The 21,837-nt window shown below is 72.1% G+C and carries 15 protein-coding genes; 11 read left to right on the forward strand and 4 right to left on the reverse strand.

The window, feature by feature from the left end; translation table 11 throughout:
- Position 1: 1 nt before the first annotated feature.
- The 8 genes from AC07VX_RS01825 to AC07VX_RS01860 all read left to right on the forward strand — a co-directional run bounded on the left by AC07VX_RS01825 (position 2) and on the right by AC07VX_RS01860 (position 11,557).
- Positions 2–1,675: a PAS domain-containing sensor histidine kinase gene (locus tag AC07VX_RS01825; protein ID WP_493163436.1), complete on the forward strand. Its 1,674-nt coding sequence runs from the start codon at positions 2–4 to the stop codon at positions 1,673–1,675.
- Positions 1,672–2,319: a response regulator gene (locus AC07VX_RS01830; protein ID WP_493163435.1), complete on the forward strand. Its 648-nt coding sequence runs from the start codon at positions 1,672–1,674 to the stop codon at positions 2,317–2,319. The genes AC07VX_RS01825 and AC07VX_RS01830 overlap by 4 nt, the downstream gene beginning before the upstream one ends.
- A gap of 128 nt (positions 2,320–2,447) precedes the next feature.
- Positions 2,448–4,022, forward strand: coding sequence for a response regulator (locus AC07VX_RS01835; RefSeq protein WP_493163434.1), 1,575 nt, complete (start codon positions 2,448–2,450; stop codon positions 4,020–4,022).
- Positions 4,023–4,043: 21 nt separating this feature from the next.
- Positions 4,044–5,267 (forward strand): hybrid sensor histidine kinase/response regulator, encoded by a 1,224-nt coding sequence (locus tag AC07VX_RS01840; RefSeq protein ID WP_493163433.1) that lies wholly within the window; start codon positions 4,044–4,046, stop codon positions 5,265–5,267.
- 37 nt (positions 5,268–5,304) lie between these two features.
- Entirely contained in the window at positions 5,305–6,288 is a 984-nt protein-coding gene (locus AC07VX_RS01845; protein ID WP_493163432.1) for a GGDEF domain-containing response regulator, read from the forward strand.
- A 4-nt stretch (positions 6,289–6,292) separates the two neighbouring features.
- Entirely contained in the window at positions 6,293–7,237 is a 945-nt protein-coding gene (locus AC07VX_RS01850; RefSeq protein ID WP_493163431.1) for a diguanylate cyclase domain-containing protein, read from the forward strand.
- A 2-nt stretch (positions 7,238–7,239) separates the two neighbouring features.
- Positions 7,240–8,238: an ABC transporter substrate-binding protein gene (locus AC07VX_RS01855; RefSeq protein ID WP_493163430.1), complete on the forward strand. Its 999-nt coding sequence runs from the start codon at positions 7,240–7,242 to the stop codon at positions 8,236–8,238.
- Positions 8,239–8,254: 16 nt separating this feature from the next.
- Positions 8,255–11,557: an ATP-binding protein gene (locus AC07VX_RS01860; protein ID WP_493163429.1), complete on the forward strand. Its 3,303-nt coding sequence runs from the start codon at positions 8,255–8,257 to the stop codon at positions 11,555–11,557.
- On the opposite strand, the gene AC07VX_RS01865 is transcribed toward AC07VX_RS01860, so the two are convergent.
- On the reverse strand, positions 11,514–12,539 hold the full coding sequence (locus AC07VX_RS01865) for a sensor domain-containing diguanylate cyclase (RefSeq protein ID WP_493163428.1): 1,026 nt from the start codon (positions 12,537–12,539) through the stop codon (positions 11,514–11,516). The two genes, AC07VX_RS01860 and AC07VX_RS01865, sit on opposite strands and share 44 nt — an antisense overlap.
- 33 nt (positions 12,540–12,572) lie before the next feature.
- Complete coding sequence (locus AC07VX_RS01870; protein WP_493163427.1) at positions 12,573–13,043, reverse strand: Lrp/AsnC family transcriptional regulator; 471 nt, start codon at positions 13,041–13,043, stop codon at positions 12,573–12,575.
- Between the two features lie 194 nt (positions 13,044–13,237).
- Here AC07VX_RS01870 and AC07VX_RS01875 point away from each other — a divergent pair, with 194 nt between their 5' ends.
- On the forward strand, positions 13,238–16,774 hold the full coding sequence (locus tag AC07VX_RS01875) for an indolepyruvate ferredoxin oxidoreductase family protein (protein WP_493163426.1): 3,537 nt from the start codon (positions 13,238–13,240) through the stop codon (positions 16,772–16,774).
- A 3-nt stretch (positions 16,775–16,777) separates the two neighbouring features.
- Here AC07VX_RS01875 and AC07VX_RS01880 read toward each other — a convergent pair whose 3' ends face one another.
- Entirely contained in the window at positions 16,778–17,323 is a 546-nt protein-coding gene (locus tag AC07VX_RS01880) for a DinB family protein (protein ID WP_493163425.1), read from the reverse strand.
- A 106-nt stretch (positions 17,324–17,429) separates the two neighbouring features.
- Between AC07VX_RS01880 and AC07VX_RS01885 the strand changes: the two genes are divergently transcribed.
- Together AC07VX_RS01885 and AC07VX_RS01890 are read left to right on the forward strand one after the other, a co-directional pair.
- Positions 17,430–20,147, forward strand: coding sequence for a sensor domain-containing diguanylate cyclase (locus AC07VX_RS01885; protein WP_493163424.1), 2,718 nt, complete (start codon positions 17,430–17,432; stop codon positions 20,145–20,147).
- Between the two features lie 44 nt (positions 20,148–20,191).
- Positions 20,192–21,325, forward strand: a complete 1,134-nt coding sequence (locus AC07VX_RS01890; RefSeq protein ID WP_493163423.1) for an ABC transporter substrate-binding protein — start codon at positions 20,192–20,194, stop codon at positions 21,323–21,325.
- A 51-nt stretch (positions 21,326–21,376) separates the two neighbouring features.
- Here the strand turns inward: AC07VX_RS01890 and AC07VX_RS01895 are convergent, their stop codons facing one another.
- The gene (locus AC07VX_RS01895) at positions 21,377–21,820 is read right to left on the reverse strand and encodes an Lrp/AsnC family transcriptional regulator (RefSeq protein WP_493163422.1); all 444 of its coding nucleotides are present in this window, start codon (positions 21,818–21,820) and stop codon (positions 21,377–21,379) included.
- Positions 21,821–21,837 lie beyond the last annotated feature (17 nt).

A 21,837-nucleotide genomic window follows, 5' to 3' on the forward strand; every position in this document is an offset into this window, starting at 1 on the left:
GATGACCGCCCAGCCGGACCGCGAGCCCTGGACCCAGGCCGCACCGGCCATCGCGGCGGCCCTGCCCGATCTGTGCTTCCTGATCGGCCCCGACCTGCGCTTCGCGGCCTGCAACCACCCCGGGCACGCCGACCTGCACACCCCCTGGGCCACGCTGCAGGGCCGCCCGCTGACGAGCATCGGCCCGCCGGGCCTGGCGCAGCGCTTCGCCACCGCCTGCACCGCTTCGCCGCAGCGCCTGCGCTACGCGCTGCGCACTCAGGGCGGCCGCCTGGCCCGGTTCGAAGCCGGCATCGCCCCGCTGCCCGATGGCGCCGGCTGGCTCTGCGTCACCCGCGACCTCGGCGCCGCCGACGCCGAACAGGCCCGTTATGCCCGCGCCATGCAGGGGGTGGCCGACGGCCTGTGGGAATGGGACATCGCCGCCGACAGCGAGTACTTCTCGCCCCGCGCCCAGGCCTTGCTGGGGCATCCTGCGCAGCGTCTCGTCGAGCGGCTCCAGGCCGATGACCAGGGCCAGTGGCGGGCGGCGCTGCAGTCGCACCTGCGCCATGGCGCGCCGCTGGACATCGACCTGCGCCTGGCCGGCCCCGCGCCGCGCTGGCTGCGCTGCCGCGGCTGGACGGAGCGCGACACCCGCGGCCAGCCGGCCCGCGTGCTGGCCACGCTGTCCGACGTGACGGTGGCCAAGTTCACCGAGCAGGCCCTGACCGACAGCCAAGCCAAGTTCCGCGCCCTCTTCCACACCGTGCCGGTCGGCATTGCGCTGATCGACGTCGCCAGCGAGACCGTCATCGAGTCCAACGACGAGCTCGGCCGCCTGCTCGGCTGGCCCACGCTGTCCGTCGTCGGCCAGCCGGCCGACGCCCTGGGCCTGGCGCCCCTGCCGGGTCTGGACGGGCGCACCGAGATCGACGACCGCGAGCTGCGGCCGCACTCGGGCTGCCGGCTGCACGCCAAGCTCGTCGCCGAGCCCATCGAGCTGGCCGGCCGCGCGCTGCTGCTGTGCGTCGTCGTCGACATCTCCGTGCAGGTGGACGCGGAGGCCGCGCTGTCGGCGCTGGCCGAGCAGCTGATGGACCAGGAGCGCCGCACCACCCAGCATCTGGCGCAGGCCCTGCACGATCAGCTCGGCCAGACGCTCACCGCGCTGCGCCTGACGCTGGACCTCGACGCCGCGGACGCCCGCCAGCAGGCCCGCGGCCTCATCGACCAGGCGCTGCGCGAGGTGCGCCAGGTGCTGGTCGACCTGCGTCCGCCGCTGCTGGAGGACGAGGGCCTGGCCGCGGCGCTGGACAACGAGGTCGCCCAGCGCCGCGCGCTCCACCCCGGCGTGCGCATCCTGCTGGACGTCGAAGACGAGCTGCTCGCACAGCGCTGGCCGGTGCAGGTCGAGTACGCTCTCTTCATGATTGCCCGCGAAGGCCTGGAGAACGCGCTGCGCCATGCCCGGCCCACCGAGGTCAAGCTCAGCCTCTACGGCTTCCCGGACGAAATCGAGCTCGGCGTGGCCGACGACGGCAGCGGCCTGGCGGCCGACCACGAGCGCCGCCCGGGGCACCTGGGGCTGATCGGCATGCGCGAGCGCGCCCGTGCCATCGGTGCCGAGCTGGCGCTGGGGCCGGGCGATGGCGGCGGCACGCGGCTGACGCTGCGCTGGCAGGCGCCGGCATGACGCAGGCGGCCCGCATCTACCTCGTCGACGACCACGCCATGGTGCGCCAGGGCCTGCGCGCGCTGCTGACCGAGGCCGGCCACGAGGTCGTCGGCGACAGCGGCGACATCACCGCCGCGTTGGCCGAGCTGCAGCAGCTGCAGCCCGACATCGTTCTCGTCGACCTCTCCATCGGCCCGCGCTCCGGCATGGAGCTGCTGACCGAGCTGCAGCGCCGCCACCTGCCGACCCGGCCTCTGGTGCTGACGATGTCGGCCCAGCCCCGGCACGTCGGCATGGCCCTCAAGCTCGGCGCCTGCGGCTACGTGCTCAAGGGCTCGCCGTCGGAAGAACTGCTGCAGGCCATCGAGGCCTTGCGCGCCGGCCGCCGTCACCTGGGGCAGGGCGTTGCCGAGCTGGCCGCGCGCGCGCTGGCAGAAGGTGCCGGCGACGACCCCTTCGCCAGCCTGTCGGTGCGCGAGCGCCAGGTCGTCACCATGGTCGTCGACGGCCACTCCAGCAGCGAGATCGCCACCGCCCTGCACCTGTCGCCCAAGACGGTGGACAGCTACCGCAGCCGGCTGATGGCCAAGCTGGGCGCGCCCGACGTGACGGCCCTCGTCAAGCTGGCGCTGCGCCACGGCCTGATCAGCAACGACGCCTAGGCGCCCCGACAACCCGCGTCAAGAACTCCCCGCAGCGCCGCGGGGCGGGGCCACCTAGATTGCTGACATCGGCCGGACAGCCGTTGAAAGCCTAGCAATGCCCACCCCCCACCGCCCCGAGGCCCTCCATGCGGGCGCATGAACTCCCCCCCAACGAGGCCGAGCGCCTGCAGTGCCTGGCCGAACTGGGCCTCAGCGACCCGCCCGCGCAGGCCGAGCCCGACGCCGTGCTGGATGGCCTGGTGCGCTGTGCCGCCCACCTGCTGGGGTTTCCCGTTGCGCTGATCAGCCTCGTCGGCGAGCGCCGCATGTGGTTCAAGGCCCGCTACGGCATCGAGGCCGCGGAGGGCGAACGCGACCAGTCCTTCTGCGCCCACACCATCCTGGGCAACGGCCTGTTCGAGGTGCCCGACGCCCTGGCCGACCCGCGCTTCGCCAACAGCTCCTGGGTCACCGGCGAGGCGCGGCTGCGCGCCTACGCTGGCATGCCCATCCGCCTTGGCGACCTCACGCTGGGCGCCCTGTGCCTCATCGACACCGTGCCGCGCCGCCTGGACGTCGTGCAGGCCACGCTGCTGGTCGACATCGCCAACGCTGTCAGCGCCTGGTTCGCCCATCGCCGCGAGCATGTCGAGCTACTCGCCAGCCGGGCCCACCTGCAGGCCCAGGCCGAACTGCTGGGCAGCCTCAGCGCCGAAACGCCCGGCATGCTCTTCCAGTACCGCAGCCTGCCCGGCGGCGGCGGCGAGCTCGGCTTCGTCAGCGAGCGCGCCGAGCATGTCTTCGGCGCCAACGGGCCGCTGCAGCCGGAGGGCCTGCGCGCCTTCGCCGAGCGCATCCACCCTGACGACCTGCCCGGCCTGCTGGACGGCATGCGCGAGGCCGAGGTCGCGCGCGTGCCCTGGCAGCGCCTGTTCCGCGTCTGCCTGCCCGGCGCCGACCGGCAGGCCTGGCGCTCTGGCCGCGCCAGGCCCTCGGTGCAGCCCGACGGCAGCGTGCTCTGGCATGGCATCGTCGCAGACGTCGACGAGCACATCGAGATCGAGACCCTGCGCCGCGACAAGCTCGCCGCCGAGCAGGCCAACGCCACCAAGAGCGCCTTCCTGTCGCGCGCCAGCCATGAGCTGCGCACGCCGCTGAACGCCGTCCTCGGCTTCAGCCAGCTGCTGCTGCTCAGCACCGACGAGCCGCTGACGCCGCGCCAGCAGCAGCGCGTCGAATGGGTGCTGGACTCCGCCAAGCGCCTGCACGAGCTCGTCGACGGCCTGCTCGACGTCGAGCGCGCCCCCAGCGCCGGCCCCGGCGAAGGCGGCGATGCCGGCGCCTTCACGCTGCTCTACATCGAGGACGAGCCGCTCAACACCCTGCTCGTGCAGGAGGCCCTGCGCGACCGCCCCGACTGGCGCGTGCTGCACGCCGGCGACGGCCGCACCGGCCTGGCCCTGGCCCAGATCCACCGACCCGAGGTGGTGCTGACCGACATCAACCTGCCGGGCATGTCGGGCCTGGACGTCGTCCGTGAACTGCGCGCCGACGCGGTGCTCGGCGGCACGCTGTGCATCGCACTGTCCGCCGATGCGATACCGGACCAGATCGAGCGCGCGATGCAGGCCGGCTTCGACGACTACTGGACCAAGCCGCTGGACGTGCTCGAACTCGCCGGCCGCCTGGCCGACGCGCTCGCGCAGCACGGCGGCCGCTGAGCCGGCATCCGGGGAGAGACCATGACGAACATCGCCTTCGACACGCGCCTGGGCCCGCGGCCGCGCCCGGAGCCCATTGCCTGGCGCCCGCCCGTCGCCACCGTGGCCGCCGCCAACGGCAGCGCGGTCACGCACGGCCGGCTGGTCCACCTACTCGTCGTCGACGACGACCTCTCCACCATCGAACACCTGGGCCGGCTGCTCAAGGACTTCGCGCAGCTCAGCTTCGCCACCAACGGCGAGGACGCCCTGCGCCTGACGGAGAAACACGCGCCCGACCTGGTGCTGCTGGACGTCGAGATGCCCGGCCTCGGCGGCTTCGAGGTCTGCCGCCGGCTGCGCGCTACGGCCGGCCTGCGCGACATCCCCATCATCGTCGCCAGCAGCCATGTCGACGCGGCCACCGAGGCCACGGCGCTGCGCCTCGGTGCCGACGACTTCGTGCGCAAGCCCTTCAACGCGCCGGTGCTGTACGCCCGCGTGCGCCGCCTCGTCGACCGCGAGCGCGCCCACGTCGAGCAACGCCACCGGGACGATGCCGCCATCGCGCGCAACGCGACGGCCTCCATGCTGTCCTACATCGCCCACGAGATCGGCAACCCGGTCAATGTCATCAAGGGCTTCGCCCAGCTGATGCAGGCCGAGCAGTTGTCGGCCGGCCATGCCGAGAAACTCTCCCACATCCTCGACGCCGTCGGCCGCCTGGGCGGCCTGCTGGCCGAAGTGTCCGACGTCGCGCGCATGGAGTCGGGCCGGTTCGCCATCGAGCTGGCCGACATCGACGCCCAGGCCCTGGCCCGCCAGGCCTGCGAACAGGTCCGCGCCCAGGCCACGGCGGCCGGCCTGCGCCTGGCCGCGCCGCCGCCCGCGCCGCCCCTGCCCGTGCGCGCCGACGCGCGCCGGCTGCGGCAGTGCCTGGACAACCTGCTCTCCAACGCCATCAAGTACGGCAACGCCGGCCCCGGCATCGAGGTCGAGGTCCAGGCCCGCGAAGGCGCCATCGTGCTCGCCGTGCAGGACCACGGCTGCGGCCTGGCCGCCGACCAGCTCGACCACCTCTTCGAACCCTACAACCGCCTCGGCCGCGACGGCGGCGCCATCCCCGGCACCGGCCTGGGCCTGATGCTGACGCGCGACCTCGTGCAGGCCATGGGCGGCCGGCTGCTGGTGCACAGCCGGCCCGGCCAGGGTTGCCGCTTCGAGATCCTGCTGCCCGCCGGACAGCCCGCCGACAACCCGTATTGACCCCCCGTTACTGCGCGGCCCCACAATGACCCGCGTCATGCCATTGAACGTCCCCAGCCCCATCCGCCCCGCCGCGCCCAGCCCGCTGGCCAGCCGGCTCGACGGCCTGCTGCCGTCGCTGGCGGATGCCCGCGTGCTGCTCGTCGACGACGACCCCGGCATGATCCAGGCGCTGGGCCGCCTGCTGTCGGGCTACAGCCAGCTGCGCTTCGCCACCGACGGCGAGCAGGCCCTGGCCATCGCGCAGGCCTGGCAGCCCGAGCTGGTGCTACTGGACGCCGAGATGCCCGGCATCGACGGCTTCGAGGTCTGCCGCCGCCTCAAGGCCGACCCGCTGCTGACGGAGGTGCCCGTCATCTTCGTGACCCAGCACACCGACGCCCGCGTCGAGTCTGCAGTCTTCGAGCTCGGCGCGGCCGACTTCGTCGCCAAGCCCGTCGCCGGCCCGGCCCTGCGCGCCCGCGTCGCGATGCAGCTGCGCCTGTACCGCACCGCCCAACGCCTCGTGCGCCTGGCACGCCGCGACGCGCTGACCGGCCTGGCCGAGCGCGGGCTGCTCGACGAGGAGCTCGACCTGGAATGCCGCCGCGCCCGCCGCAGCGGCCAGCCGCTGGCCCTGCTGCTGGCCGGCATCGAGGGCCTGGCCGCCTATCGGCAAAGCCATGGCGCCGCCGCCGCCGACAACGCGCTGCGCCATGTCGCCAGCGTCACCCGGCAGCTGCTTCAGCGGCCGGCCGACCTGTCGGCCCGCCACGGCGACGACGTGTTCGCGCTGCTGCTGCCCGACACGACCGCCGCCGGCGTGGCGGCGCTGGCCGCGCGGCTGCACCTGGCCCTCGCCGAGGGTGGCGCCGACGGCATCGGGCTGGCGCTCGGCGCGGGCCTGGTGGCCGGCGGCCAGGGCGACGCATCGGCCGCGGCGCAGGCCGCGCTGGCCGCAGCCCGCGCGAGCGGCCAGCCCGCGCTGCAGCTGTGCACGGCCCTGCCCGGCGGCGGCCATGAAGCCCCCGTCGCCGCCTGAACCGATGAACACGCCCGCCTGGCCCACCGACCTCGACAGGCGCCAGAGCCTGCTCGTCGTCGACGACGACGCGGCCAGCGTGCAGGTGCTGGCACGCATGCTGGGCGGCCTTGGCGAGCTGCGCTTCGCGCTCTCCGGCGCGGACGCGCTGCGCCTGGCGCGCGAGGCGCCGCCCGACCTCGTCCTCATCGACGCCGAGATGCCCGGCATGTCGGGCCTGGAGGTCTGCGCCGCGCTGCGCGCCGACCCGCAGCTGGCCGACCTACCGGTCATCATCGTCACCGGCCGCACCGACGTGGCCGCCGAGGTGGCCGGCTTCGCGGCCGGCGCGTCGGATTTCATCCGCAAGCCGCCGGTGGCCGAGGTCGTCGTCGCCCGCGCCAGCACCCAGCTGCGCCTCAAGGCCCTGGGCGACGCGCTGCGCGCCTCGGCGCTGACCGACGGCCTGACCGGCCTGGCCAACCGCCGCCGCTTCGATCAGGACCTGCGCGTCGAGTGCGAGCGCGCGCGCCGCGCCCACACGCCGCTGGCGCTGCTGCTCATCGACGTCGACCATTTCAAGCGCTTCAACGACTGCCATGGCCACGTCGCCGGCGATGCCTGCCTGCGCGACGTGGCCGCCGCCATCCGCGCCTGCATCCGCCGCCCCGGCGACCTGGCCGCGCGCTACGGCGGCGAGGAGTTCGCCGTGCTGCTGCCGCAGACCGACGCGGCCGGCGCCCTCGCCATGGCCCAGCGCATCGTCGACGCCATCGCCGCGCTGGCCCTGCCGCACGGCGGGGCGCCGGGCGGCTTCGTCAGCGTCTCCGTCGGCTGGGCCGCGGCCCGGCCCGACACCGACGCCAGCATCGTGCAGACGCGCGGCGAGGCGCTCGTCGCCGCGGCCGACCGCCTGCTCTACGCCGCCAAGGCGGCCGGCCGTGGCCGCGTCGGCCAGGCGGAGGAATGAACATGCGCCCAGCCTCGCGCGCCCCGTCGCCCGTGCGCCGCCGCGCCGCCGCCCTGCTGGCCGGCCTGGCCCTGCTGGCGGGCCTCGCCGCCCCGGGCGCCCGGGCGGCGCCCCTGGTCATCGCCATCGGCGAGTCGACGCTGTTCGCGCCGCTGCAGCTCGCCGCGCGAGAGGGCTATTTCGCCGCCGAGGGGCTGGAGGTGCGCGTGCAGCCCTGCATCAACGGCCGGCGCTGCCTCAAGCACCTCACCGACGGCGAGGCCCAGGTGGCCACCGTGGCCGACACGCCCATGGTCTTCGCCCTGCATGCCGGCCATCGCTTCGACATCATCGCCACCTTCGGCACCTCGTCCAAGGACACCGCCGTCATCGCGCGCACGGACCGCGGCATCCGCACGCCGGCCGACCTCGCCGGCAAGCGCATCGGCGTCGCCCGCGGCACCAGCGCCCATTACTTCGCCAACGTCTTCCTGCTCGTCAACGGCGTGGCGCGCGACTCGGTGCAGTTCGTCTTCATCGACCCGGCGCGCGGCACCGAGCCGCTGCTGCGCGGCGAGGTCGATGCGGCCTCGTTCTACCGCCCCATCGGCCCGCAGGCGCTGCAGCAGCTCGGCCCCAAAGGGCTGCTGCTGTCGACGCTGCGGCCCTACACCGTCATGGTCAACCTGGTCGCCCAGCCGGGGCTCAGCCAGGACGCGCTGCTGCGGCTGCTCCGGGCCACGCAGCGCGGCATCTCGCTGCTGAACAGCCAGCCCGCACGCGCCCACGAACTGCTGGGCCAGCAATGGAAGCTGGAGCCCAGGGCCGTCGCCGCCCAGCTCGACGGCTACGAGTTCCGCCTGGCCCTGGACCAGAGCCTGCTGTCCACGCTGGAGGCCGAATCGCGCTGGGCCGTGCGCGAGGGCCTGGTGGAAAAGCCCGGCATGCCCGAATACCTCGACCTGATACGCGTCGAGCCGCTGCGCGCGCTGGATCCGCGCGCGATGACCGTCGTCAAATAGGCCGGCCGCCCCAGCCATGCGCCTGCGCCCTGCCCTGATGACCTGCGTGATCGCCGCGCTGCTGGTCGTCGGCACGCGGCTGACCACCATCGTCCTCGAACGCCAGGCCTCGGAGCACAACGACAGGCAGCGCGAGATCGTCGAGGTCATCGCCCGCGACGCCGCCGGCCTGCTGGTGCTGACGCAGGACTACGGCCTGCACCAGAACGAGCGCGCGGCCCGGCAATGGGGCCTGGTGCACGAGCGGCTGTCGCGCGCGCTGGCCGACTACGCCGCCACCGATGCCGCCAGTGCCGACCAGGTCGACGAGCTGCAGGACACCGCCCGCGCGCTGCCACAGATCTTCGCGGCGCTGCGCCGCGCGTCGGTACGCGACGACCTGGACGCGCTGGCGCGCCGCGAGACGCTGACCGACCAGCTCGTCAACGAGACCCGCCGCGTCAGCGACGGCGCCTTCGACCTGTCGCGCGACCTCGCCGAGCGCCGCCGCGTCGACGCCGAGCGCCAGCGCTGGCTGGCCGTGGCCACCCAGCTCGCGCTGCTGACCGGCAACCTGGTGCTGGCCGGCCTGCTGCTGCGCCGCGTGCTCGGCCCGATCGACCGGCTGCGTGGCGTGGCGCAGGCGGTCGAGGCCGGCGACCTGTCGGCGCGCAGCGCGCTGACGGGCCGCGACGAGCTTGGCCAGCTGTCGCAGGCGCTGGACGCGATGACCGCCTCGCTGCAGCAGCGCAACGCGGCGCTGCGCGACTCCAACCGCCAGCTCGCGCGCAGCGAGGCCTTCCTGGAGCGCGCCGGCAAGATGGCGGGCGTGGGCGGCTGGGAGCTGGACCTGGACAGCGGCCGCCTCACCTGGACTTCCCAGACCCACGCCATCCACATGCTGGCGCCCGGCCCCGAGCTCGACACGCAGGCGGTGCTGCGCAGCTTCATGCCCGAGTCCGAGCAGCGCCTGCGCGAGGCCATGGCCACGGCCACGCAGACCGGCCAGGGCTGGGACCTGGAGCTGGAGCTGCTGGCGCCTGACGGCCAGCTGCGCTGGCTGCATTCGGTCGGCGCCGCCGAACGCGAGGCGGGCGCGGAGAACGGGCGCGTCGTGCGCCTGGTGGGCGCTGTGCAGGACGTCACCGAACGCCGCGCCGCCGCAGACAGGCTACGCCGCGCCATCGACGCCGCCGACGCGGCCAGCGCGGCCAAGAGCGATTTCCTGGCCAACATGAGCCACGAGATCCGCACGCCCATGAACGCCGTCATGGGCCTGAGCTTCCTGCTCCAGCGCACGCCGCTGGACGCGGAGCAGCGCGACCTGCTGGGCAAGATCGGCAGTGCCAGCCGCTCGCTGCTGGACGTCATCAACGCGGTGCTGGACCTGTCCAAGATCGAGGCCGGCGAGATGGTGCTGGAGACCTCGCCCTTCGACCCGCGCGCGCTGCTGCAGGACGTCGCCAGCCTCTTCCAGCCCCAGGCCGAGATCAAGGGCGTCACGCTCGGCGTGGACCTCGACGCCGGCCTGCCGGCGCTGCTGCTGGGCGACGCGGCGCGGCTGCGCCAGATCGTCGGCAACCTGCTGTCCAACGCCATCAAGTTCACCGCCGAGGGCAGCGTCCGGCTGACCGCGCGCTGCCCGCGCCCCGAGGAGCGGCCGCTGCCCCTGGAGATCACTGTCGAGGACAGCGGCATCGGCATCCCGGCAGAGGCGCTGTCGCGCATCTTCACGCCCTTCACGCAGGCCGACAGCTCCACCTCGCGCCGCTACGGCGGCACCGGCCTGGGCCTGTCCATCGTCAGGCAGCTCTGCGAGCTGATGGGCGGCGGCGTGAGCGTCAGCAGCAGCCCCGGCGCCGGCACGCGCTTCGTCGTGCGGCTGGCGTTCGAGCCGCCGCAGGGGACGATGCGCCTGGCGCTGGCCGCCCATCCGCTGACGCTGCTGCTGGCCAGCGACGACGACGCCCAGTGCGACGCGCTGCGGCGCCTGTGCGCCGACCTCGGGTGGCAGACCGAGACGGTGGGCGATGCGAACACGCTGATCGAACGCCTGGCCGGCAGCGCGCCCGATCTGGTGCTGCTGGACCACCGCCTGCCGCTGCCGCCGGCCGGCGCCGCGCAGCAGGCCCTGCAGGCCCGCCTCGCCGAGCTGCCCTGCGTGCTGATGAGCCGCGCCCCGGCGGCCGGCGCCACCGGCCAGCTGCGCCTGCCGGCCGACGTGTCCAGCCTCTTCGACGCCGTGCACACCGCGCTGGCCGAGCGCGGCGCGGCGCAGTCGCTGCTCGCCAGCGCGCGCGCCGCCTCGGCCGTGCAGCTGCTGCCGGGCCTGCGCGTGCTGGTGGCCGACGACAGCCGCATCAATCTCGAAGTGGCCCAGCGCATCCTGGCGCAGGAGGGCGCCGTCGTGACGCTGGCCCATGACGGCGCCGACGCGGTCGCCCGGCTGCAGGCTGCCCCGGGCGGCTTCGACGCCGTGCTGATGGACGTGCAGATGCCGGTGCTCGACGGACTGGCCGCCGCGCGGCGCATCCGCACCGAGCTCGGCCTGCACGACCTGCCCATCCTCGCGCTGACGGCCGGCGCCCTGCTCAGCGAGCGCCAGCGCGCGCTGGATGCCGGCATGAACGGCTTCGTCAGCAAGCCCTTCGATCCCGCGGGCCTGGCCCTGCTGCTGCGCGAGCACGTGGAGCGCGCGCAGGCGCGGCGGCTGCCGGTGGCCATGCGCAGGGGCGAGGCGCAGCCGGATACGCCCTGGCCGGCGTTGGCCGGTGTGGACACCGACGAGGCCAGGCAGCGCCTGCAGGGCGACGTCGACTTTTTTGCCCGGCTGCTGGCGCGCCTGCTCGACGAGTTCGCCGACCTGGCCGAGCCACCGGCCCGCCCGCCCGACGCTGCCGAGGCCGCCGCACGGCTGCACAAGCTCGGCGGCAGCGCCGGCCTGCTCGCGGCCACGGCCTTGCGCGGCGCGGCCCAGCGCGGCGAGGCCCGCGCGCGGGAGGGGGCCGACTTCAGCGCCGAGCTCGCCGAGGTGGGGCGGTTGATGGCCGCACTGGCCGCGCAGGCCCGTCCCTGGCTGCAGCACCACCAGCCGGCGCGCAGGGACGAGGCCGCTGTCGCAGCAGCCTCGCTGGACCCGCAGGCACTGGCCGCGTTGCGGCGCGCGCTGAAAGCCCAGGAACTGGCGGCACAGGATCAGTTCGAGCAGCTGGCGCCGGCGCTGCGCGCGGCCTGCGGCGAGGCGGCTTTCGAGGCGCTGCGGCGCGCGCTGGAGCGGCTGGACTTCGGCGCCGCCCTCAATGCGCTCGCGGGGCTCCCTGCTGACGACGCGTCAGCTTGACGCGGTACATCGCCGCATCGGACTCGCGCAGCGCCTGCTCGACGCCCGCCTGGTGCGGGTCCAGGCAGGCCACGCCAACGCTGGCGCCGGCGTAGTCGAGCGTGACCGCACCGGCCACGTGCTCGCCCACGGTGGCCGCCGCCAGCCGCTGCTGCAGCAGCCGCGCCGCCGCCGCGCCGTCCACACCCAGCTTGGGGCCGAGGCCGATGACGACAAACTCATCGCCGCCCATGCGCGCCAGCACGTCGCCGCCGCGCAGCACCAGCTGCAGCCGGGCCGCGACGGCGCGCAGGAACTCGTCGCCGACGTCGTGGCCGTGCGCGTCGTTGATCTGCTTGAAGCCGTCCAGGTCAATGGCGCCGGCCAGCAGCCAGCTGCCGGTGCGCTGCGCCAGCGAAACGAGGCGCGCCAGCTCCAGCATCAGGGCACGCCGGTTCTGCAGCCCGGTGAGCGCATCGGTCAGCGCCTGCGTGCGCAGCTCGGCATTGGTGCGCTGCAGCTTCTCGACGAGGCGCTCGCGCTCCACATGCTGCTCGATGAGGCGGGCAAACAGCCGCAGCGCCTGCTCGGCCGCTGGAGTCAGGGCGTGCCGCTGCGAACTGGCGGCACACAGCGTGCCGTAGAGGGCGCCGTCGTCCGTTCGCACCGGCGTGCTGACATAGGTCTGGATGCCGAGTTGCTGGGCCGCCTCGGAGTCGCCCCAGATGCCAGCCACGTCGTCGGTGTAGGGGCGGCCCTCGTCCAGCGCGCGCTTGCACAGCGTGTCGCCCCAGGGCACGGAGAGGCCTTCGGGAATCTGCAGATCGCGCGAGTTGCGTGCATAGACGACGTGCTGCAGGCCCTCGTCCAGGTCGATGGTCGTCAGATAGGTGGACTCCAGGCCCGTGACGGCTTCGAGCATTTCCAGCAGCGGCCGGGTCAGCTCTTCCAGCGTGCGCGCCTTGGCGACGGAATCGGAGAGCTGGGCGAAGAAGGAGTCCATGGCGGCGTCGGGTGGCAATGCGACGCGGCTAGGTTAGCCGACCGGCAGCGCCGTTTCGTACTTGACTTCGCGCAGTACGACGTTGCTGCGCACGCTGGACACGCCCGGCAGCTTGAAGATGTGCTGCTGCAGGAAGAGGTCGTAGGCCTTCATGTCGGCCGCCACGACCTTGATGACGTAGTCGGCCTCGCCGGTGATGGCATGGCACTCGATGATCTCGCGCCGCGTGGCGGTGAGCTGCTCGAACTGCTCCACCGCCCCCTCGCTGTGCCGCACCAGGCTGACATGGGCCAGCACGAGGATGGACAGGCCGATCTTCTCGCGGTCCACCAGCACGACCTGGCCCCGGATGACGCCGCGGTCCTCCATGTCCTTGACGCGCCGCCACACCGGCGTGGCCGACAGGCCCACCTGCTCGGCCAGGGCCTGGGTCGACAGCCGCGCATCGGCCTGCAGAGCCTCGAGGATCTGCAGGCTGGCGCGGTCGAGTTGGTTTGTTTCCATGTCAGTGGCGCCCGGCCGCCCGAAGCCACTGACGCGCCCCCTCGGGGGGCAGCGAGTAGCGCAAGCGAGGGGACTTTCGATAAATGGCCTCTTTGGAGAAGAATCATCTCATTCGACCGGCGCCTTGCCGGCAATGAGGCAAGTTCTTTCGGTGGCTGGAGGGAAGAATTTCCCGCCCCCAAGGAGACCGATCAATGGCCGACACCCCCGCCCTGCGCGCCTACCAGCTCAGCGACAACCTCGCGGCCGACAGCGGCGCCGTCTTCCTGACCGGCACGCAGGCCCTGGTACGGCTGCTGCTGGCCCAGAAGAAGCAGGACGAGCGTGCCGGGCTGAACACCGCCGGCTTCGTCTCCGGCTACCGCGGCTCGCCGCTGGGCATGGTGGACCAGCAGCTGTGGAAGGCCAAGAAGTTCCTCGACAAGTCCCACATCGAGTTCCTGCCCGCCATCAACGAGGACCTGGCCGCCACCGCCTGCCTGGGCGTGCAGCGCGTGGCACTGGACCCGCAGCGCACCGTCGATGGCGTGTTTGCGATGTGGTACGGCAAGGGGCCGGGTGTCGACCGTTCCGGCGATGCACTCAAGCACGGCAATGTCTACGGCACGTCGACGCAGGGCGGCGTGCTCGTCGTCTGCGGTGACGACCATGGCTGCGTGTCCAGCAGCACCCCCCACCAGAGCGACCAGGCCCTGCAGGCCTGGAGCATGCCGCTGGTGCACCCGGCCAATGTGGCCGAGTACCTGGAGTTCGGCCTGTACGGCTGGGCGCTGAGCCGCTTCTCGGGGGCCTGGGTCGGCTTCAAGGCCATCTCCGAGGTCGTCGAGAGCGGCATGACGGTGGACCTGGACACCGTGCCCCTGGATTTCGAGCACAAGGTCGACTACGTCGCCCCCACCAACCTGCACATCCGCTCGGTGGACCTGCCCTCGCTGGAGCTGGAGTCACGCCTGGCCCACAAGCTCGACGCGGTGAAGGCCTTCGCCAAGGTCAACAGCATCGACAAGCACATCGTCACCAGCCCCGCCGCGACGCTTGGCATCGTGACGGTGGGCAAGGCGCACTACGACTTCATGGAGGTGCTGCGCCGGCTGGACCTGGACCCCAACGCGCTGGCCGCAGCCGGCGTGCGGGTCTACAAGGTGGGCCTGGTGTTCCCGCTGGAGCCGACGCGCATCACTGAGTTCTGCGCCAACCTGACCGACGTGCTCGTCATCGAGGAGAAGGGCCCGGTCGTCGAGCGCCAGATCAAGGAACTGCTCTACCACCTGCCGGACTTCCAGCGCCCGCGCGTCGTCGGCAAGACGGACGAGCATGGCTGCGCGGTGCTGTCGGCGCTGGGCGAGCTGCGCCCCAGCCGCATCATGGGCACGGTGGCCGCCTGGCTGGCGCGACTGAATCCGGCGCTGGATCGCCGCCACCTCGTCGTCGACTTCCTGACGCCGCAACTGCTGTCCAACGCCGCCGACGCGGTGCGCCGCCAGCCCTATTTCTGCTCGGGCTGCCCGCACAACACCTCCACCAAGCTGCCAGAAGGCTCGCGCGCCCTGGCCGGCATCGGCTGCCACTTCATGGCCAGCTGGATGGAGCGCGGCACCTCGGGCCTGATCCAGATGGGCGCCGAGGGCGTGGACTGGGCGGCGCACTCGCGCTTCACCAAGGAGAAGCACGTCTTCCAGAACCTGGGCGACGGCACCTACTACCACTCGGGCTATCTGGCCATTCGCCAGGCCATCGCGGCCAAGGCCAACATCACCTACAAGATCCTTTACAACGACGCCGTCGCGATGACTGGCGGCCAGCCGGTGGACGGCCAGACGAGCGTGCCGCAGATCGCCCGCCAGGTCGAGGCCGAGGGCGTCAAGCGCCTGGTCGTCGTGTCCGACGAGATCGGCAAATACGACGGTCACCACGGCCTCTTCCCTGCGGGCACGACCTTCCATGACCGCAGCGAGCTGGATGCCGTGCAGCGCGAGCTGCGCGAGATCGAAGGCGTGACGGTGCTGATCTACGACCAGACCTGCGCCGCCGAGAAGCGCCGCCGCCGCAAGAAGAAGGAATTCCCGGACCCGCCGCGCCGCATCTTCATCAACGAGGCCGTCTGCGAGGGCTGCGGTGACTGCGGCGTCGCATCGAACTGCCTGAGCGTGGTGCCGGTCGAGACCGACTGGGGCCGCAAGCGTGCCATCGAGCAATCGAGCTGCAACAAGGACTTCTCCTGCGTCAACGGCTTCTGCCCGAGCTTCGTCTCGGTGCACGAGCCGGTGCTGAAGAAGAAGGCCGGCGCCAGCTACACGGCGCAGGACCTGGCGCGCGAACTCGCCGCCATCCAGCTGCCGTCGCCCTGGCAGTGGACGGGGCCGTTCGACCTGCTGGTCACCGGCGTGGGCGGCACCGGCGTCGTCACCGTCGGCGCACTGGTGTCCATGGCCGCCCACCTGGAAGGCAAGCAGGCCTCGGTGCTGGACTTCATGGGCTTTGCGCAGAAGGGCGGCGCGGTGCTGAGCTTCGTGCGCGTGGCGCCGACGCTGGACCTGCTCAACCAGGTGCGCATCGACACCCAGCAGGCCGACGTGCTGCTGGCCTGCGACATGGTCGTCGGCGCCTCGCCCGATGCGCTGGGCACGGTCAAGGCTGGCCGCACCGTCATCCTCGCCAACACGCACGAGCTGCCCACTGCCGGTTTCGTGCGCAACCCGGACGCATCCCTGCAAGGCGACTCGCTGATCGCCAAGATGAAGTTCGCCGTCGGCGAGCACGGCGAGCTCAGCACCATCGACGCCCAGGGCATCTCGCAGCGCCTGATGGGCGACACCCTGCCCAGCAACATCATCATGCTGGGCGCATGCTGGCAGCGCGGACTGGTGCCCGTCAGCGAGGCGGCGCTGATGCGCGCCATCGAGCTGAACGGCGTCGCCGCCGAGGCCAACAAGACCGCCTTCGCCCTGGGCCGCCTGGCCATCGCCGCACCGGATGCCATCCAACGCCTGGCCGGCGACGTCAATGTAGTGAAGCTCTTCAACTTCGACCAGCTCGACGGGGCTGATGGACTCATCGAGCGGCGCGCGAAGTTCCTGACCGACTACCAGGACGCCGCTTACGCGCGGCGCTACCGCGCCCTGGTCGAGCGCGTGCGCGCCGCCGAGACGCCGCTGGGCAAGGGCCAGCGGCTGACGCAGGCCGTGGCGCGCTACTACGCCAAGCTGCTGGCCATCAAGGACGAGTACGAGGTCGCACGCCTGTACACCGACGGCCGCTTCGAGAAGGCCATGAAGGACCAGTTCGAGAACTGGGAGCGCCTGTCCTTCCACCTTGCCCCGCCACTGATCGCCAGGCCCGGCGCCGACGGCCGTGTGAAGAAGATCGAGCTGGGCAGCTGGACCTTCACCGCCTTCAAGTGGCTGGCGAAGTTCAAGGGCCTGCGCGGCGGCGCGCTGGACATCTTCGGCAAGACGGACGAGCGCCGCATGGAGCGCCAGTTGATCGTCGACTACGAGAAGCTGGTCGACGAGATCCTGGCTTCACTGTCGGCGGACAACCTCAACACCGCCGTCGAACTGGCCCGCCTGCCCGAAAAGATCCGCGGCTACGGCCATGTTAAGCACGCCAACGTCGTCTCGGTGAAGCAGCAGTGGCTGGCCCTGCTGGACCGCTTCCACGGCCGCGCGGCCGATGTCGCGGCCCAGCCAGTGGCGATGCCGGTGCGGGTGAAGGGCGTGGCCGAACTCTGAGCCCTACACCGGCTCGACCCACCCCAGGGCCTGCATGTCTTCGGCCCGGTGCACCTTGTCCCCCAGCAGGATGAAGTCATCCAGCTGCGGCGGCTTCACCGCCGTGCCGGCCAGCATCGCGTGTGCCTGGCCGCGGTGGTGGGTCTGGTGCATGAAGAGGTGAGCCAGCACCCGCGCAAGCGGCTCGCGCGGGCCGGCCTCGATGCCGGCGCCACGGTCGAAGGCCACGATGCGCTCGTCGTCCGCCGGGGTCAGTCCGGCACAGAAGGCGATCAGACGCTCGTCGCTGGCGTCCTGGCGATCAGCCAGCTCGCGAGCCGTCGTGGCCGGTACATAACTCGCCCAGACGTGGCGCATCTGCACGTCGCCGTGCAGGGCGGCGACGTAGTAGTGATCCACGTTGAGGATGTGATTGAGCGTCTGCGCCAGGCTCGGAAAGAAGCTGGTGCGCGGGGCGTGGAAGTCGGCGTCGCCCAGCCGGGCCACGGCGCCCAGCAGGCGGCGGTTGGCCAGGCGGTTGGCGCGGGCCTGAATGAGATGGAGGTTCATGGCGCGGATTGTGCGCAAGTGCCGCTGCGGCGGCTTGCGGCGCGCGCGCGGGCCATGCTTCAATCGTTGCGCAGGCATTCGCTGCCATCAAAAGAGAGAGACAAGCTTGCGCATCGGAGACGGCTATTCCGGGCCAGAGGCGATCAGCACGACCGCGTGGGTAGCTGCAGCGGCGGTGCTGTCCATCGGCCTGGCGCTGACGGCGGGCGCCGTCATCTGGCAGCAGCAGCGTGCCGGCGCCGAGGCGCGCGGCCTGCAGGAGCGCCAGGCGGAGCGGCTGCAGGCCGACGTCGTCAAGCGCCTGACACTGCCGGTCTACGGCCTCAAGGGCGCGCGCGGCGCGATGGCGGCGCTGGAGGGCAGGTTCGACCGCAACGCTTTCGACGCCTATGTCGAATCACGCGACCTGGCGGCCGAGTTCCCCGGCGTGCGGGGCTTCGGCTTCATCGAGAAGGTGGCGCGCCAAGACCTGGACGCCTTCGTCGCCGCGCATCAGCGCCAGGGTGCGACGGACTTCCGCGTGCATGGCGCGGGCCAGGACGACACGCTCTACGTCGTCACGCAGATCTCGCCGTTCTCGCGCAACCTCGCAGCCTGGGGCCTCGACTCCGGCGCCGACCCGGTGCGCCGCCAGGCCATCGAGCAGGCCATCGACAGCGGCGAGGCCGCCCTCTCCGCCCCCGTTCGCCTGGTGCAGGACCCGCTGAAGGGGCCGGGTTTCCTGCTGCTGGTGCCGGTCTACCGGGAGGGCCGCGACCCCGGCACGCCGCTGCAGCGCCGCGCGGCCCTGCAGGGCCTGCTTTACGCACCGGTCGTGGCCAACGACCTGCTGCATGGCGTGGCCGAGCCGGCGGCGGCGCTGCTGGACCTGAAGCTCTCGGCGCGCGCACCGGACGGCGAGTTCAAACCCCTGCTGGCCATGCGCCGGGGGCAGCTCCTGACCACCGAGGAAGCGGCCGAATACTCGCTGGCCGAGGCCTCGACGGCGGAGGGCCTGCATTTCACCGTGGCCGGGCGCGAGTTCCTGCTGGACACCGCGCTGACGCAGCAGGCGGCGGTGAAGCTGCTCGGCCTGTCGGGCGTCGGGCTGGAGCTGGGCGGCGGGCTGCTGAGCCTGCTGCTGGCCGTGACGGTCTACCTGCTGGCCGCCAGCCGCGCCCGCGCCGAGCAGCTGGCACGCGGCATGACGGCCGACCTGGCACGCCTGGCCATGGTGGCCAGCCACACGACGAATGCCGTCCTCATCACCGACACGGAGCGCCACATCACCTGGGTCAACGACGGCTTCACGCGCCTGACGGGCTTCACCGCGGCCGAGGCCCAGGGCCGCCTGCCCAGCGACCTGCTGCACTCCGAACTCACCGACGCCGACACCGTGCATGGCATGCGCGAAGCGATGAACGTCGGCCTGGGCTGCAAGGCCGAGCTGCTCAACCGCAGCAAGAGCGGCCACGACTACTGGGTCGACATCGAGACCCAGCCGCTGCGCGACGGCGACGGCGGGCTGACGGGCTTCATGGTCATCGAGTCCGACATCACGCCGCGCAAGACCCTGCAGGCCCAGGCCGACGAGGCCCACGAGAGCCTGCAGGATCTCTACGACAACGCGCCCTGCGCCTACTACTCGCTCGACGCCAGGGGGCGCTTCCTGCAGATCAACGCGGTCGGCCTGCGCTGGTTCGGCTGCACCGCCGCGCAGGCCATCGGCCAGCTGGGCTCGGCCGAGTTCCTGACCGACGAGGGCCGCGCCATCTTTGCCGAGGCCTTCCCCCGCTTCAAGCGCGACGGGCACATCGCGGGGCTGGAGATGGACATCGTCGGCCGGCAGGGCCAGACCCGCCGCGTCAGCCTGTCGGCCACGGCGGTCTACGACGCGAACGGCGAGTTCCTGCGCAGCCGCTCGGTGATGTTCGACATCAGCGAGACCCACCACATCCGCCAGCAGCTGCACCAGCTGACGCTGGACCAGGAGGCCATGCTGGAGAGCGACCTCGTCGGCATCCTCAAGCTGCGCGAGCGCCGCGCGGTCTGGCGCAACCATGCGGTGGAGCGCATGTTCGGCTATGCCGATGGCGAACTGCTCGGCCAGCCGGCACGCATGCTCTATGCCGACGACACGGCCTACGAGACGCTGGGCGCGCTGGCCTACCCGCAGCTCAGGGCCGGCGGGCGCTTTCGCACGCAGCTGCAGATGCGCCGCAAGGACGGCTCGCTGATCTGGGTGGATCTCTCCGGCGTGGACCTGCCCGGCAGCGGCGGCGAGTCGCTGTGGATGATGGTGGACATCACGCAGAGCAAGGCCCACGAGGCACGCATGGAGCGCGCCGCCCTGCACGATGCGCTGACCGGCCTGCCCAACCGCCTGCTGCTGGGCGACCGCCTGCGCCAGGCCATCGCCGGCGCCGAACGCAGCGGCCAGGTCTTCGCGCTGGCCTACCTGGACCTGAACGGCTTCAAGCTGATCAACGACACCCATGGCCACGATGCCGGCGACGAGGTGCTCAAGGCCGTGGCCGCCCGGCTGCAGGCCGGCCTGCGCGGCAGCGACACCGTGGCCCGGCTGGGCGGCGACGAATTCGTCGTGCTGCTGTCGCCGCAGCAGGCGCCGGGCGATGCCGAACCGGTGCTGAACCGGCTGCTCGACGGGCTCATCCAGCCCATCACGCTGAGCTCGGGCGCGCAGGTGGCGGTGGGCAGCAGCCTGGGCCTGGCGCATTTTCCCAGCGATGGCCGCACCCCCGACGCGCTGATGCGCCATGCGGACGAAGCCATGTTCGCCAACAAACGCGCCGGCCGGTTGCGCACAAGTGCCAGCCGGAGCTGATTTAGTTCACAGCGCCGGACCGCCGTCCGGGGCATCATGAGCCCATGCAGACCCGACGTCGCTTCCACCAACTCGCGCTGGCCGGGCTCACCCTGCCGGCCGCCATGGTCGCCCGCGCCCAGGAGCGCGGGAGCATCGTGCTCGGCCAGTCCGTGCCGCTGACCGGGCCGAACGCCCAGACCGGCCTGCAGATGCAGCTCGGCGCCAAGGCCTACTTCGATGCCGTCAATGCCGCCGGCGGCGTGGGCGGCATGCCCGTCGTGCTGAGGACGCTGGACGATGGCTACGACCCCGCGCGCTGCAAGGCCAACACCGAGAAGTTCATCCACGACGAGGTGTTCGCCCTGTTCGGCTACGTGGGCACGCCCACCTCGCTGGCTGCCCTGCCGCTGGCCACCGCCGCGCACATGCCCTTCATCGCGCCCTTCACCGGCGCCGAGGCACTGCGCGACCCCTTCAACCGCCTGGTCTTCCACATCCGCGCGTCCTATTTCGACGAGACCGAGCTGATCGTCAGGCAGCTGACCCAGCTCGACCTGAAGAAGATCGCCGTCTTCCACCAGAACGACGCCTACGGCCAGGCCGGCCTCAAGGGCGTGCAGCGGGCGCTGGACAAACGGGGCCTGCAACCCCTGGGCATCGCGACCGTGGAGCGCAACAGCGTGGACGTCGCAGCGGCCGTCAAGGCCCTGGTGCCGCTGCAGGCCGAGGCCATCGTACAGATCGGCGCCTACAAGGGCTGCGCCGCCTTCATCCGCGAGGCGCGCAAGGCCGGCTACGGCGGGCAGTTCTACAACGTCTCCTTCGTCGGCACCCAGGCCCTGGCGGACGAACTCGGCAAGGACGCGGCGGGCGTCGTCGTGTCCCAGGTCATGCCCTCGCCCTTCGGCACGGCGGCCGGCCTGGTCAATGACTACCAGCAGGCCCTGCACCGCTTCGACCCCAAGGCCGAGCCCAACTACACCAGCATCGAGGGCTATCTGGCGGCCCGCGTCGTCGTGGACGGGCTGCGCCGCCTGGGCAGCCGCCCGACGCGCGAAGGCCTGATCGCGGCGCTGGAGACGCTGTCCGGCTACGAATCGCGCGGCTACCGGCTGCAGTTCACGGCCAACAAGCATGTCGGCTCCAGCTTCGTCGAGCTGTCCATGCTGACGGCGGAGGGCAAGGTCAAACGTTGACCCCTCGTCCGGTCCCGGCCCGCGGGTTCATGCGGCCCGGGCACCGACGCTTCAGCCGCGCTCGTCCTTGGGCGAGTCCATGACGATGTAGCTCGTGATCATGCTGACCTGGGGCAGTCCGCCCAGCACGTCGGCGTGGAAGCGCTTGTAGGCCGGCAGGTCGGCCACCTCCACGCGCAGCAGGTACTCGAAGGCGCCGGTCACGTTGTGGCACTCGCGCACGACGGAGCAGTCCTTCATGGCCTGCTCGAAGCCCAGCTGCTCGTCCAGCGTGTGGCGCGACAGGCCAATGGCCACATAGGCGACAAAGCCCAGGCCCAGCCGCGCCGGGTCCAGCACCGCGCGATAGCCCTTGATGACACCCAGCCTCTCCAGCTCCTGCACACGCCGCAGGCAGGCCGAGGGGCTGAGCGCGATGCGCTGGGCCAGTTCGGCATTGGTCAGGCGGCCGTCCTTGACCAGCTCAAACAAGATTTTCTCGTCAATGGCGTCCATGGCCGCAGATCATTGCA

This window comes from Roseateles sp. GW821-FHT03B02, assembly GCF_059421025.1.